We start from the raw sequence: 15,027 nt of genomic DNA, 5'->3' as shown, positions 1-15,027 counted from the left end.
CTGAATCGCATGGCTGACCCCGCCCCCGGTTCGTCCCTGGTCCATGTCGTTGCCGGAATCCTGCGTGATCCCGGCGGGCGTGTCCTGGTTGCCCAGCGACCCGAAGGCAAGCAGCACGCCGGCTGCTGGGAGTTTCCGGGGGGCAAGGTCGAACCGGGCGAGACCCCCGAGGCGGCCCTGACCCGCGAACTCCGCGAGGAACTGGGCATTCGCGCGCGCGTCGGCCGCCGCCGGATCGCGATTCCGCACGCCCCGATCCGGCTCGATGTCCGTGAAATCGAATCCTTCGAGGGTCATCCGCGCTCGCGCGAGCATCAGCGCCTGCGCTGGATCGAGCCCGAACGCGTCGATCGAACCCTGTTGCCGCTTGCCGACCGACCGGCGCTGACCTCCTTGTGTCTCCCTGACCGTTACATGATCACGCCGGTCCCCGAGGACGGCCGGGAGTCCGCGTTTCTCTCGACGATCGAATCGGCGCTGGAAGACGGTATCGGACTGATCCAGCTGCGCCTGCCGGCTTGGTCGCGCGAGCACGTGGCGGCGCTGGCCCGGCGCGTGCGCGATCTGTGCCGGGGAAGCGGGGCGCGAATCCTGCTCCATGCAGACTGGCGGCTCGCCGCGATCCTCGGCCTGGACGGCGTGCACCTGCCCGCTCGCGTCGCCCGCGCACTGGCGGCCCGTCCCCTTGGCCATGGCTCGCTGGTCGCCGTGTCCTGCCACGACCGGGCGGAATTGCGGCATGCCGCTGAGATCGGTGCCGATTTCGCGACCCTTTCTCCGATCGAAGCCACCCGCAGCCATCCACAGGCCAATGCGCTGGGCTGGAAGACGGCCAGCGCCTGGCTGGATGATGCCGGATTACCGGTCTTTGCCCTCGGCGGCCTCGGAGCCGAGCAGTGCATCCGCGCCCTCGATTCAGGCTTCCAGGGAATCGCCGCCATAAGCGCTTTCTGGCGACCGGACCGGATCTTCTGAGCATTTCGCGGCCGGCGGACTCGACTTTGGCCAGACATCGGTCTATTTTTGACAAACAGGTCACACTTTGCGGGGGTGAGTGGGCCGGCTTCATGAACCGCTGTGGCCGCATGCGAAGCTGAAGAAATGCGGCAGCTTGCGGTCTGACTGAAGTCTTCCCGTGATCCGGGAACACGGGTTCGCATTGCTTCTTTGATTCATGCCATGGCACTGGGGTCCGGACTCGTTGCACGAGCTGCCGGGGCCCAGCATCAATCACGGGGTAGGGAGAGGGCTTCCATGAAGAATGTTTCGTTGGCTTGCGGTACGTCCCGCTTTTCCTGGCGGACCAGCATGTTGCTGGTCACGCTGATTCTGCTGGCAGGTGCAGGTCAGGCCGCGGCCGATGTCGACAAGAGCGCCAGCTACGCCGAAATGGCGAGCCTCGGCCAGCAACTTGGCGCGTTGAAGCCTCAGGCTGCCGGAAATCCGACCGCGGCCCTGGCCTACGAAACCGCCATGAATCGCTATCTCGAGCTGTCCCTGGCCCTCGGCGGCGACGACCCCGCGCAGATCGCGCATCCGGTCGTGCAATCGGAAGTCCGTCCGTCGGCTGCCGGCACATTCGGCGGATTGCCGGCGGGATGCAATACCACGACGACCAATTTCACCAATACCACCCCGGCAGCGATCCCGACCGGGCCGGGCGTGGTGACCTCGACGATCGTCGTTTCGGGCGCGGCACCCTACCTGCTCGACCTGAACATGACGACCCAGATCCAGCACACTTTTTCCGCCGACCTCGACATCACGCTGACCTCGCCATCCGGCACCGTGGTGACGATCAGCACCGACAACGGCGCCGGCAACGACGACGTATTCAACGGCACGCTCTGGGACGATTCCGCCAATCCCGCTGGACAGGTGCCCTATACGACCAACAATGGGCTGGTGACCGACCAGGCCTACGTCAACCTGACCACGGCGACCCCGCTTGTGCCCGAAGAGGCCATGGGTGCGTTCATCGGTGAAGATCCGAACGGTACCTGGACCCTGACCATCTCCGACGATCTGGCCGGTGACGGCGGCAACCTGAATGCATGGTCGCTCGATGTGACGACGTTGCCGAATGCGCCGATCACTGCGACCGTGCCGACCCAGACCCAGGCGACGCCCGTGGCGATTCCGACCGGCCCGGGCGTGGTGACCTCAACCATCGTAGTCGCCGGCGCCGGCAGCGCCATCCTCGATGTCAACGCCACGACCTTCATCCAGCATACGTTTGATGCCGACCTCGACATCACGCTGACCTCGCCAGCCGGAACCGTGGTCACCCTGACTACCGACAATGGTGCCGGCAACGACAATGTCTTCAACGGAACCGTCTGGGACGACAGCGCCAACCTCGGCGGACAGGTGCCGTATACCACCAACAACGGACTGGTGACCGACCAGGCCTACGTCAATCTCACAACGGCCACTCCGCTGGTTCCGGAGGAGGCACTGGCTGCGTTCATCGGTGAGGATCCGAACGGAACGTGGACGCTGACGATCTCCGACGATCTCGCTGGCGACGGCGGCAATCTCGACAGCTGGTCGCTGGATATCGAGACCTTTACCTGCGCCTCCGCCGACCTTTCCATCACCAAGACCGACGGCGTCACCAACGTCGCGGCCGGGCAGTCGACGACCTATACGATCACCGCCAGCAACGCCGGCCCGACCGATGCGCCGGCCAGCCTGGTTTCCGACACCTTCCCGGCGCCGCTGACCGGCTGCAGCTGGACCTGTGCCGGCGCGGGCGGCGGCACCTGCGCCGCGTCCGGAGCCGGCAACATCGCAGATGTCGTCAATCTGCCGAATGGTGGTTCGGTCACCTATACGGCAACCTGCAGCGTGCCGGCGGCAACCGCGGCCGGAGTCAACATCGCCAATACCGCGACCGTCACAGGGCCGATGGGCATTCCGGATCCGACCCCGGGCAACAACAGCGCCACCGATACCGATACCACCATTGTTTCGGCCGACCTTTCGATCACCAAGACCGACGGCGTCGCCTCGGTCGTCGCCGGTGGCGCACTGACCTACACGATCGTCGCCGGCAACGCCGGTCCAAGCGATGCGATCGGCAGTACCGTTGCCGATACGTTCCCGGCAGCACTGACCTGCAGCTGGACCTGTGCCGGCAGCGGTGGAACCTGCGCGGCATCGGGCAGCGGCAACATCAACGACGTCGTCAACCTGCCGGTCGGATCGGTCGTGACCTATACGGCCAGCTGCACGGTCGCTCCCGGCACCCCGAACGGCACCGTAATCAGCAATACCGCCAATGCAGCGGTTGCTGGCGGTGCCAGCGATCCGGTGCCCGGAAACAACTCCGCTACCGACACGACCTCGGTCATTGCCGGATCCGGCGTCACCGGTACCAAGACGGTTGCCGGCGCGACCATACCGGGCGGTGCGATCGTCTACACGATCATCCTGAACAACGCCGGGCCGGGTCCGCAGGCCGACAATCCGGGCGACGAGTTCGTCGACGTCCTGCCGAGCCAGGTCACGTTCGATTCGGCCTCGGCCAGTTCGGGCACGGTCGCCAATGCCGGCAACACGGTGACCTGGAACGGCGCGATCGCGGCCAGTGGCAGCGTGACGATCACGATCAACGCCACGGTCAATGCCGGTGCATTCGGCCAGATCAACAACCAGGGCACGATCAACTACGACACCAATGGCGATGGCAGCAACGACGCCAGTGCCCTGACCGACAATCCGGCCGCGCCTGGGGCGGCCGATCCGACCGGGTTCCTGATTGCGCAGAACATTCCGGCGCTCGGTCCGGCTGGATTGCTGCTGCTCGCCCTCGGGCTGCTGATGCTTGCATACCGCCGCAAGACGTCGGGATCGCGTCTGGGCGGCTGACAGGCATTTAGATCGAAACAAGGCCGGATGTCGCAGGATGTCCGGCCGCTTCTTCCGGTTGAACGAGGCGCCTTCCCGGGGCCCTCGTGACCGTCTTCTGCTGCTGCGGCGCGCCGACAAATCCTCCTCGACAATTGCAGGGCGAAGGACTACCGTTCGCGCGTCGACCCCGTGCGGCATTGGCCGGGCGACCAAACGTCGTTCCTCTTGGGGAGAAAGTCCATGTTGCGGGGAGTTCGTGCTCTGGCGCGAGGTGCTGTCGCCCTCGTCGTTACACTGATGTGTGCGGGCCAGGCCCAGGCCGGCGCGGAATCTGTATCGCCCTCGGTGTCGCCGGCCCTTTGGGCGGCGGTTCGTGCGCAGGCGAGCACGTCAAATCCTGCTTCCACGCCGTATGTCTTCAATCAGGCCATCTCCGACCCGCAGGAAGTCAAGGGCCACAGCCCTGATGCCAAGCCCACTCCGCCGACACAGGCCCCCTCGGCCCTGGCGCCCGGGGCGGTTCTCGGCCAGACCTATGGCGACGAAATCGAGCCGAACGGTTCACCGGCAACGGCAACGCCGCTGGCAGGCACCAACCTCGTCCTGCACGCGGCGCTGTTTCCCAATGGCGATGTGGACTTCTATTCATTTACTGCGGCGGCCGGCGACCGCGTCTACGCGGCGGTCATGACCAGTTTCTCGGCAGGCAGCAGCACGGACAGCCAGCTGACGTTGCTGGCCAGCGACGGAACCACGGTGGTTGAATTCGACGACGACAATGGCAGCTTCGCGGCTCTGTCCTCGTCGATCGCCGGCGCTACGATCGCGAGCGCCGGCACCTATTATCTCAAGGTCAACGACTTCACTGCGGGGACCACATCGGAGCGCCCATACGAGCTTCATTTCCGTCTGCAAAGCGGCGCGCCGACCCCGGAAGTGGAGTCCAACGATACGCCGGCGACGGCCACGCCGCTGCCGGCAAACGGGTGGGTCAGCGGTGCGCGTAACCCGGCAGCGGCGACCGAACAGGATTGGTACAGCCTGAATCTCAATGCCGGCGATACCGTGTTCCTGTCCCTGGATGTCGACCCCGAGCGCGATGGAACAGTCTGGAATGGCCGACTCGGCTTCGGCCTGTTCGGTGATGCATCGAACCAGATCCTCGTTGTCGACGACGCTGGCACCGGCGATGTTGCGCCGAATCCGGTGATCCCCTCCGAGGCGTTCTTCCTGACCGTGAAGAACGCCGGCACGTATTTCGCGTTCGTGGATTCCGCCTCGGCCGCGACCGGGGGACCCACGGCCACCTATAACCTCAGCGTCAGCGTGCATCCGGCCGCGAACGAAGGCGTGAACTGCACGACCTATACCAGCACCGACGTACCCAAGACGATCGGGCCCGGAACCGGCCTGGTCAGTTCGGTCATCACGGTGCCCGGCAATCCGCGCATTGCCGATGTCGACGTCGATATCGTGCTCAACCATGCCCTGATGGCCGATATCGACGCCCATCTACGCTCACCGGCCGGCAACGACAACGGCTTGTTCACCGACATCGGCGCGGCGGCCACTGGTGGCCAGACCCAGATGGATGTCGTCTTCGACGACGAGGCCGGTGTCACCCCTGCCTTCACGGTCCTGAAAGGCCTTCAATTGAAGCCCGAAAACAATTCGACGGCCGGCACGGCGAGCACCTCGGGCGCCTATCGGCTCGCAGCCTACGATGGCGAGAATGCGGGAGGAACCTGGACGCTGGACCTGCGTGATGACACGGCAGGAGCCAATGGCGGAACGCTGACCTCGTGGTCGTTGCGCATCTGCGAGGCGCCGCCGCCGCCGGCCTGCCCGTCGGGCTTCGCGGTTCAGACCGTGTACGCGACGGACTTCGAGTCCGGTGCCGCGGGCTTCACGCATTCGGGTGCACAAGACGAGTGGGAACTCGGAACACCAGCGACGGCGGCGACCACGACGGCCAATCCATTGGCGGCGTTCAATACCTGCAACAGCGGGACGAGCTGCTGGAAGACCGACCTCGACAATAATTACAACGCATCCTCGAATCAGGATCTGCTGTCCCCGAATATCAACCTCTCCGGTCTTTCAGCGCCTATCGTGGTGAGCTGGGCTCAGCGGCACCAGGTCGAAACGGCGAATTTCGACCACTATTTCGTCGACGCGCAACAGGTTGGCGGCGCGACCCCCGTGCGTCTGTACGAGTGGCTTGATCCGACACCGATCAGCGCCTCCGCCGGTACCGGAAATCCGCAGGCGAACATCGGTGGCAGCTACGGCTGGGGCGTCATGTCGCGCCGAGCGGACAGTCTGGCCGGACTGAACGCCGAACTGCGCTTCCATCTGGACAGCGACACCACGGTCAATTTCTCGGGTGTCGGCATCGACGACGTCAGCGTCACCGGATGCCGTGCGCTGTCTGCGGATCTTTCGATCACCAAGACCGATGGTGTGACGACGGCGATCCCGGGCGGCAGCGTGACCTATACGATCACGGGCAGCAATGCCGGCCCGGATCCGGTCAGTGGCGCGACGATTGCCGACACGTTCCCGGCCAGCGAAACCTGCACATGGACCTGCGTGGGTGCGGGCGGCGGCACCTGCACGGCGGCCGGCTCGGGCAACATCAGTGATGGCGCGGTCGATCTGCCTGTCGGCGGTAGCGTCACCTACACCGCCAGTTGCAGCATCGCGGCTTCGGCGACCGGAAGCCTGAGCAATACGGCGACGATCAGCAGCGCGATCACCGACCCGACGCCGGGCAACAACTCGGCCACCGACACCGACACGCTGACCCCGCAGGCGGATCTCGCCGTAACCAAGACCGACGGCGTTACCACGGCGACGCCGGGTGGCAGCGTGACCTACACGATCACCGCCAGCAATGCCGGCCCGAGCAATGCTCCGGTCAGCACGGTCGCCGATACGTTCCCGGCGGCACTGACCTGCACCTGGACCTGCGTGGGAGCGGGCGGCGGTACCTGTACGGCCTCCGGCTCGGGCAACATCAGCGATCCAGTCAACCTGCCCGCCGGTGGCAGCGTCACCTACACGGCCAGTTGTGCCGTTGCGGCTTCGGCGACCGGAAGCCTGAGCAACACGGCTACGATCAGCAGCGCGATCACCGATCCGACACCGGGCAACAATTCGGCGACCGACACCGACACGCTGACCCCGCAGGCCGATCTCGCCGTGACCAAGACCGACGGTGTGACCACGGCGACGCCCGGTGGCAGCGTGACCTACACGATCACCGCCAGCAATGCCGGCCCGAGCAATGCCGCGGGCAGCACGGTCTCCGACACCTTCCCGGCCGCACTGGCCTGCACCTGGACCTGCGTGGGTGCGGGCGGCGGAACCTGCACCGCGTCCGGCACGGGCAACATCAGCGACATCGTCAACTTGCCGGCAGGCGCCAGCACGACGCATACGGCAACTTGCTCGATTTCCGCAGCGGCGACGGGCAGCCTGTCGAATACCGCAACGGTGACGGCGCCAGGTGGTGTCAGCGATCCGACTCCGGGCAACAACAGCGCCACCGATACCGATGCCCTGTCCGTGCTCGCCGACCTTTCGATCACCAAGACCGACGGCCAGACGACGGTCGCGGCAGGCGCCAACTCGACCTATACGATCGTCAGCAGCAATGCAGGGCCGCAGGCGATTGCCGGGGCGACCGTTGCCGATACCTTCCCGGCGGCGTTGACCTGCACCTGGACGTGCACCGGCACAGGCGGCGGCACCTGCACGGCAACCGGCTCGGGCAATATCAGCGACAGCGTCAACCTGCCGTCCGGGGCCAGCGTGACGCATACGGCGACCTGCACCGTGGCCCTCGCCACGCCGAGCGGAACGGTGATCTCGAATACGGCCACCGTGGCCGTCCCCGCCGGTGCGACCGATCCGACGCCCGGCAACAATTCGGCGACCGACACGACCACGGTAATCGCCGGCGCCGGCGTGAGCGGCACGAAGTCGGTCAGCGGCGCGACCATTCCGGGTGGTGCGATCGTCTACACGATCGTGCTGAACAACGCCGGGCCGGGTTCGCAGGCCGACAATCCGGGCGATGAGTTCGTCGATGTGCTGCCGAGCCAGGTCACGTTTGGTTCGGCCTCAGCCAGTTCCGGGGCCGTGACCAATGCCGGCAACACGGTGAGCTGGAACGGCGCAATCGCGGCCGCAGGGAGCGTAACGATCACGATCAACGCCACGGTCAATGCCGGCGCCTTCGGCCAGGTCGACAACCAGGGCACGATCAACTACGACTCCAATGGCGACGGCAACAACGATGCCAGTGCGCTGACCGACAATCCAGCCGCACCGGGACTGGCCGATCCGACCGGATTCCTGATTGCGCAGAACATTCCGGCGCTGGGCCCGCTCGGTCTGTTCCTGCTGGCAGTGGGTCTGATCGCGATCTGGTATCGGCGCGAGCGTGCCATTCGCCGATAGGGAAGGCGCATACCGCCAGGACTCGACGGCCAGGCATCGTCCGATGCCTGGCCTTTTTTCCGGGGTGGTTCCGCCAGGGCCACGGGACACTGGCCCAGGAGCGGATCGCGCAGCTCAGTCGGCCAACACGAGGTATCTCTCGTGCAATGCATCCACGGCGGCGTCGAGCGCCTCGAGGTCGGAGGTGTTGTCGATTACGTCGTCGGCCACCGCCAGGCGCTGTTCGCGCGTGGCCTGGGCGTCGAGCATCGCTTCGGCAAGCTCGGGCGTGATGCCGTCACGCTTGAGCAGGCGGGCGATCTGGGTCGACCGATCGACGTCGACGACGAGCACGCGATCGACCCAGCCGTATTCACCCGTTTCGACGAACAGCGGAACCACCACCAGGCAATAGGTGCCGCGCATGTTGCTGAGCGCCTCCTGCATGGCATGGCGGACGCGGGGATGCACGATCCGTTCAAGGCGGCGACGGGCCTCCGCATCGGCGAAGACCCGCTTCCGCATGGCCTTGCGGTCGAGCGAACCATCCGCGGCGAGGACCCCTTCGCCGAAGGCCTCGACGATTTCGGCCAGGCCGGGCGTTCCCGGCGCGACCACTTCGTGGGCGATAACGTCGGCATCGATGATGCCGACCCCACGCAGGGCGAAGCGGCGTTCGACGGTCGACTTTCCCGAGGCGATGCCGCCGGTCAGGGCTACGGTAAACATGTTGTCTGCCTAGTCGGTGGGCATGCGGCGATGGCGATTGATTTCATCGCGCAGGGCAAGCGTCGCCTGCCGCGCCGCAGCGGCGAAATCGTCCGCGGCACTCGCGTAGAGGATGGCGCGCGATGAACTGATCAGCAGGCCCGCGCCATCGCTGGCCTGGCCATGCCCGAGCACGGCCTCGACGTCACCGCCCTGGGCGCCGATCCCGGGGACCAGCAGCGGCATGTCGCCGACGATGCGGCGCACTTCGGCGAGCTGGCTGGGGTAGGTGGCGCCGGTGACCAGCAGGCAATTGCCATTGCCGTTCCACTCGTGAGCCACGCGTTCGGCCACGCGCTGGTAAAGCGGCATGCCGCCGACATCGAGATCCTGCAGGTCGCCGGCACCGGGATTGGAGGTTCGGCAGAGGATGACGGCGCCCTTGTCGGCGCGATCGAGGAACGGCTGCAGGCTGTCGCGGCCAAGATAGGGATTCAGCGTCACCGCATCGGCCCCGTAGCGCTCGAAGGCCTCGCGGGCATAGTGCTCGGCAGTCGAGCCGATATCGCCGCGCTTGGCATCGAGGATGACCGGCACCCCGGGCTGCCGGGCATGGATATGGGCGATCAGGCGTTGCAGAGCGCCCTCCGCCCCTAGCGCCGCGAAGTGCGCAATTTGCGGCTTGAAGCAGCAGACCAGGTCGGCGGTGGCATCGACGATGTCGCGGCAGAAAGCAAACACCGCATCGTCGTCGCCGGCGAATCGCGTCGGCAAACGCGCCGGCTCCGGATCGAGGCCGACGCAGACCAGCGAGCGGTTGCGCTGCCAGGCAGCCTGGAGGGATTCGATGAAGGTCGTCATGCAGTTTTCCACGAACTTGGGGGACTTGGCCTTTGGACGACCGGGATTCGAGATTCGGGATTCGGGATTCGACAATAGCGAAAAGCGCCATATCCCCCGAAAAACCTACCACCCGGCCATCCGGCTCTCCAACCAACGGCGAGGCTTGGCTCTTTCAAATCCCGAATCCCGGTTTTCAACAGCCGAAAGGCTGGTCATCCCGAATCCCCGCTTCTAGGCCAGCTTCTTGTAACGCAGCCGGTGCGGCCTGGCGGCTTCGTCGCCGAGGCGGCGCTTCTTGTCTTCCTCGTATTCGCGGTAGTTGCCGGCGAAGAACTCGACATGCGAGTCGCCTTCGAAGGCGAGGATGTGGGTGGCGATGCGGTCGAGGAACCAGCGGTCATGCGAGATCACGAAGGCATTGCCAGGGAATTCGAGCAGGGCGTCCTCGAGCGCGCGCAGGGTTTCGATGTCGAGGTCGTTGGAGGGCTCGTCGAGCAGCAGCACGTTGCCGCCCTGGAGCAGGGTCTTGGCCAGGTGCAGGCGACCGCGCTCGCCGCCCGACAGCGTGCCGACCAGCTTCTGCTGGTCCGGACCCTTGAAGTTGAAGCGGCCGATGTAGGCGCGCGACTGGATCTCGATGCCATTGATGTTGAGGATGTCGGCACCGCCCGAGACCTCCTGGAACACGTTGTGGTCACCCTCGAGCTTTTCGCGGCTCTGGTCGACGTAGGCGATCTTGACCGTCTGGCCGACGCTGATTTCACCGGAATCGGGTTTTTCCTTGCCGATGATCATCTTGAACAGGGTCGACTTGCCGGCGCCGTTGGGGCCGATGATGCCGACGATGGCCCCCGGCGGAACCACGAAACTGAGGTCGTCGATCAGCAGGCGGTCGCCGAAGGACTTGCTGACGTGCTTGAATTCCATGACCGAGGCGCCGAGGCGTTCGCCCGGTGGAATGAAGATCTCGTTGGTTTCATTGCGGCGCTGGTAATCGACCGATTGCAGTTCCTCGATCCGGGCCAGGCGCGCCTTGCCCTTGCTGCGACCGCCCTTGGCATTGCTGCGGGCCCATTCGAGTTCGCGCTGGATCGCCTTCTGGCGTGCCTTCTCGCTCGATTCTTCCTGCTTGAGACGCTCGTCCTTCTGCTCCAGCCAGGACGAGTAGTTGCCCTTCCACGGAATGCCGCGACCGCGATCGAGTTCAAGGATCCATTCGGCGGCATTGTCGAGGAAGTAACGATCGTGGGTGACCGCGACCACGGTGCCCGGAAAGTCGGCCAGGAAGTTTTCCAGCCACTCGACCGATTCGGCATCGAGGTGGTTGGTCGGTTCATCGAGCAGCAACATGTCAGGCTTCGACAGCAGCAGGCGGCACAGCGCGACGCGGCGCTTTTCGCCGCCGGAGAGCTTGCCGACGTTGGCATCCCACGGCGGCAGGCGCAGGGCGTCGGCGGCGACCTCGAGCTGGCGCTCGAGCGCATGCGCGTCGGTCACTGCGAGCAGGTTCTCGAGGCGCTGCTGTTCGGCGGCGAGCTTGTCGAAATCGGCGCCTTCCTCGGCATAGGCCGCATAGACCTCGTCGAGGCGCTTCTGCGCATTGATGACCTCGGACACGCCTTCCTCGACCACTTCACGCACGGTCTTGTCGGGGTCGAGTTTCGGCTCCTGTTCGAGGAAGCCGATCTTGGTGCCGGGATTGGCGCGCGCCTCGCCCTGGAAGTCGGTATCGATGCCGGCCATGATCCGCAGCACGGTCGACTTGCCGGCGCCATTGAGGCCGAGCAGGCCGATCTTGGCGCCCGGGAAGAACGAGAGCGAGATGTCCTTGATGATCTGGCGCTTCGGCGGAACGATCTTGCTGACGCCGATCATCGTGTAGATGTATTGCATGCCAACTCCGGGTGTGGGGCGATGCCGACGCGGCCGCGAGGCCAGGGCTGTCGGTCAGGGAAAAGGGGACTGCGGATTATCGCCGATCCGGGGGCGGGGCGGCAGGGGGCCGGGAATGGGGAGTGGAGAATAGGGAATGGTTGGAAGCGGCACCCCATGGCGCGCCCGAGGGTTTGCGCCCTCGGCTGAAGGCCAAATTGGTAGGGCCGCTCCCGATTCCCTATTCCCCATTCCCGGCTCTTCAGAGCCGCCCCAGCTGCTCCAGCAGTCCATTCAGCGTGGTCGTGAAATCAGCCAGGCGCTGGCGTTCCTGTTCGACCACCGCGGCCGGGGCGTTGGCGACGAAGGTCGCGTTGCCGAGCTTGCCGTTGCATTTGACGATCTCGCCTTCGACGCGCTTTATTTCCTTGCCGAGGCGGGCCTTTTCAGCGTCGAGGTCGATCAGGCCGGCGAGCGGGATCAGCACCCGCAGCTCGCCGACGATGGCCGATGCCGAGGCCGGCTCCTGTTCGCCATCGGCCAGCCAGCGCTGCGATTCGGTACGGGCCAGGAACGCGATCTGGCCGGCGAAGCGCTCGATGCGCGGGCGATCGCCGGCACTGCCGCGGGCGAACAGCAGCGGGATCTGCTTGCCCGGGGCGATATTCATTTCGCTGCGGATGCGGCGGACTTCGCCGAGCACCGACTTCAGCCACTCGATGTCGGCCACGGCCCGGGCATCGACACCCGGGGTGAATTCGACGCTGCGCGGGTAGGGGCGCTGGGCCACCGAATCGCCGCTGATGCCGAGGCGCGGCGCGACGTTGTGCCAGATTTCCTCGGTGATGAACGGGGTGATCGGGTGCAGGGCGCGCAGGATCGCTTCAAGCACGCGCATCAGGGTGTGCCGGGTCGAGCTGACCGCCTCGGCGTCGCCGCCATTGAGGGCCGGCTTGCTCAGTTCGAGGAACCAGTCGCAGTAGTCGTTCCAGACGAACTCGTAGAGAGCCTGGGCGACCAGGTCGAATCGATAGGTCGCGAACTGCGTTTCGATTTCGTCGAGCGTGGCCGCCAGTCGCGACAGGATCCATTGTTCGGCAGCGGTCGCCGGCAAGGCCGTGCCGGGTTCGGTCGATTCGACGTTCATCAGCACGAAACGCGCCGCATTCCAGAGCTTGTTGCAGAAGTTCTTGTAGCCCTCGGCGCGCTTGAGGTCGAAGTTTATCGTGCGCCCGTAGGTCGCCAGGGCGGCGAAGGTGAAGCGCATGGCATCGGTGCCGACCGCGGCGATGCCGTCGGGATAGTCCTTGCGGATGCGCTTTTCGACCTTCTCGCGCACCTGCGGAATGAGCAGCGAGGCGGTCGATTTCCGGACCAGCGATTCGAGGTCGATGCCGTCGATCAGGTCGAGCGGGTCGATCGTGTTGCCCTTGGACTTCGACATCTTCTGGCCTTCGGCATCGCGCACGATGGCATTGATGTAGACCTCGCGGAAAGGCACCTTGCCAGTGAAGTATTGAGTCGCCATGACCATGCGCGCGACCCAGAAGAAGATGATGTCGAAGCCGGTGACGAGCACCGCGCTCGGGATGAAGGCCTGGTCCTGCGACCAGTCGGCGACGACATGACCATTTTCGCTGACCGCGCCCATGGCCGGCCAGCCCATGGTCGAGAACGGCCACAGCGCCGAGGAGAACCAGGTGTCGAGCACGTCCTCGTCCTGGCGCAGCGCGCCGACCGGTTCGACCTCGGCATGGGCCAGGGCGTCGGCCTCGTCTTCACCGACGAAGATGTTGCCGGCCTCGTCGAACCAGGCCGGGATGCGATGGCCCCACCAGAGCTGCCGGCTGACGCACCAGTCCTGGATGTTGTCGAGCCACTGCGTATACGTGCTTGACCAGTTCTCCGGCACGAAACGGATCGCACCGCCGCGCACGGCTTCGAGCGCCGGTTCGGTGATCGCCTTGCGTCCGCCCGGACCCGGCTTGCCGTCGACGCGCGTTTCGCTGGTCAGGTCGAGGAACCACTGATCGGTCAGCATCGGCTCGATCACTGCGTCGGTGCGCTGGCTGATCGGCACCTGCAACTTGTGTTTCTTCGTCTCGACGAGCAGGCCGAGCGCTTCGAGATCGGCGACAATCTCCTTCCGCGCGTCTTTCGTGGACTTGCCCCAATACTTCGTCGGGATCAGCGCGCGAATCTCGAGCTGCGCATAAGCCGCTTCCGCGGCTTGATCGAGTGAGTGCTTTTTCGTCGCCGGCGCCGCTTCCTCTCCGAGAATTCGAGCTTGCTTGTCCAGTATCGAGAGTAGGCCTCGACTCGGAAGGGAATCGAATACGCCTGAATCAACGTGACGTTGCCAGACCTGATAGTCATTGAAATCATGCGCCGGCGTGATCTTGACGCAGCCGGTGCCGAATTCGCGTTCGACATAGCTGTCGGCGATGACCGGGATCTCGCGATCGGTCAGCGGCAGCCTGAGGGTCTTGCCGATCAGCGCCTGGTAGCGTTCGTCGTCCGGATGCACGGCCACGGCAACGTCGCCGAGCATCGTTTCTGGACGCGTCGTGGCGACGACCAGGCCTTCGCCGCCATCGCTGGCGGGATAGCGGATCGACCACAGGCTGCCATCCTTCTCTTCGCTGTTGACCTCGAGGTCGGAGACCGCGGTCATCAGCACCGGGTCCCAGTTGACCAGTCGGCGGCCGCGATAGAGCAGGCCGTCGCGGTACCACTGCACGAACACGCGGCGCACTGCGGCCGACAGGCCCTCGTCCATCGTGAAGCGCTCGCGCGACCAGTCGATCGAGGCGCCGAGCCGGCGCATCTGGTTGCTGATGGTCGAGCCCGACTCCTGCTTCCAGTCCCAGACCCGCTCGATGAACTTCTCGCGGCCGAGGTCGTGCCGCGTCTTGCCTTGGGCGGCGAGCTGGTTCTCGACGATCTTCTGGGTGGCGATGCCGGCATGGTCGGTGCCGCCCTGCCAGAGCGTGCGCGAACCGCGCATGCGCTGGTAGCGGCACAGCGCGTCCATGATCGTCTGCTGGAAGGCATGGCCCATGTGCAGGGTGCCGGTGACGTTCGGCGGCGGCAGCAGGATGCAGTACGGATTGCCGTTGCCATGCGGCTTGAACGCGCCAGCGGCCTCCCACTGCGCGTACCACTTCGGTTCGATCTGGCCGGGTTCGAAACTTTTGTCCATGGGCGGGAATCGGGAATGGGGAATAGGGAATGGGAAGATCAAGGGCAGAGCTTGGGGAACGTGGGGGAGTCCGCTTCTTCCATTCCCCATTCCCGGCCCCC

Annotated in this window: 7 protein-coding genes and 1 pseudogene; 4 read left to right on the top strand and 4 right to left on the bottom strand. The window is 65.4% G+C overall.

Features of this window, described 5'->3' with window-relative positions; all coding sequences use genetic code 11:
* Positions 1-9: 9 nt before the first annotated feature.
* The 4 genes and pseudogenes from BM125_RS06690 (at position 10) to BM125_RS06680 (ending at position 8,322) form a co-directional block, all read left to right on the top strand.
* Positions 10-975, top strand: coding sequence for a Nudix family hydrolase (locus BM125_RS06690; protein WP_092406204.1), 966 nt, complete (start codon positions 10-12; stop codon positions 973-975).
* Positions 976-1,179: 204 nt separating this feature from the next.
* Positions 1,180-3,333 (top strand): annotated as a pseudogene (locus BM125_RS06685) (proprotein convertase P-domain-containing protein); the annotation flags it as partial.
* A gap of 84 nt (positions 3,334-3,417) precedes the next feature.
* The gene (locus BM125_RS20955; protein WP_425429602.1) at positions 3,418-3,873 is read left to right on the top strand and encodes a hypothetical protein; all 456 of its coding nucleotides are present in this window, start codon (positions 3,418-3,420) and stop codon (positions 3,871-3,873) included.
* 327 nt (positions 3,874-4,200) lie between these two features.
* Positions 4,201-8,322: a proprotein convertase P-domain-containing protein gene (locus BM125_RS06680; RefSeq protein ID WP_175497941.1), complete on the top strand. Its 4,122-nt coding sequence runs from the start codon at positions 4,201-4,203 to the stop codon at positions 8,320-8,322.
* Positions 8,323-8,436: 114 nt separating this feature from the next.
* Here BM125_RS06680 and coaE read toward each other — a convergent pair whose 3' ends face one another.
* From coaE to BM125_RS06660, 4 genes are all read right to left on the bottom strand, one after another.
* On the bottom strand, positions 8,437-9,030 hold the full coding sequence (coaE, locus tag BM125_RS06675; RefSeq protein ID WP_092406198.1) for a dephospho-CoA kinase: 594 nt from the start codon (positions 9,028-9,030) through the stop codon (positions 8,437-8,439).
* A gap of 9 nt (positions 9,031-9,039) precedes the next feature.
* Positions 9,040-9,870 carry an orotidine-5'-phosphate decarboxylase gene (pyrF, locus tag BM125_RS06670; RefSeq protein ID WP_092406359.1) on the bottom strand — a complete coding sequence of 277 codons (831 nt, stop codon included), beginning with the start codon at positions 9,868-9,870 and terminating at the stop codon, positions 9,040-9,042.
* Positions 9,871-10,083: 213 nt separating this feature from the next.
* Positions 10,084-11,745, bottom strand: coding sequence for an energy-dependent translational throttle protein EttA (ettA, locus tag BM125_RS06665; protein WP_092406196.1), 1,662 nt, complete (start codon positions 11,743-11,745; stop codon positions 10,084-10,086).
* Positions 11,746-11,986: 241 nt separating this feature from the next.
* On the bottom strand, positions 11,987-14,926 hold the full coding sequence (locus BM125_RS06660; protein WP_092406194.1) for a valine--tRNA ligase: 2,940 nt from the start codon (positions 14,924-14,926) through the stop codon (positions 11,987-11,989).
* Between the last annotated feature and the right edge of the window lie 101 nt (positions 14,927-15,027).

The organism is Dokdonella immobilis (assembly GCF_900115085.1).
GTDB lineage: Bacteria > Pseudomonadota > Gammaproteobacteria > Xanthomonadales > Rhodanobacteraceae > Dokdonella > Dokdonella immobilis.
Note: the sequence above shows the minus strand (reverse complement) of the source record. Positions and strands in the feature narration are given on the sequence as shown.

Bases quoted from the DNA above. Each gene is read 5' to 3' on its own strand.
- BM125_RS06690 (WP_092406204.1), top strand. From the start codon at position 10: ATGGCTGACCCCGCCCCCGGTTCGTCCCTGGTCCATGTCGTTGCCGGA.
- coaE (WP_092406198.1), bottom strand. From the start codon at position 9,030: ATGTTTACCGTAGCCCTGACCGGCGGCATCGCCTCGGGAAAGTCGACC.
- pyrF (WP_092406359.1), bottom strand. From the start codon at position 9,870: ATGACGACCTTCATCGAATCCCTCCAGGCTGCCTGGCAGCGCAACCGC.
- ettA (WP_092406196.1), bottom strand. From the start codon at position 11,745: ATGCAATACATCTACACGATGATCGGCGTCAGCAAGATCGTTCCGCCG.
- BM125_RS06660 (WP_092406194.1), bottom strand. From the start codon at position 14,926: ATGGACAAAAGTTTCGAACCCGGCCAGATCGAACCGAAGTGGTACGCG.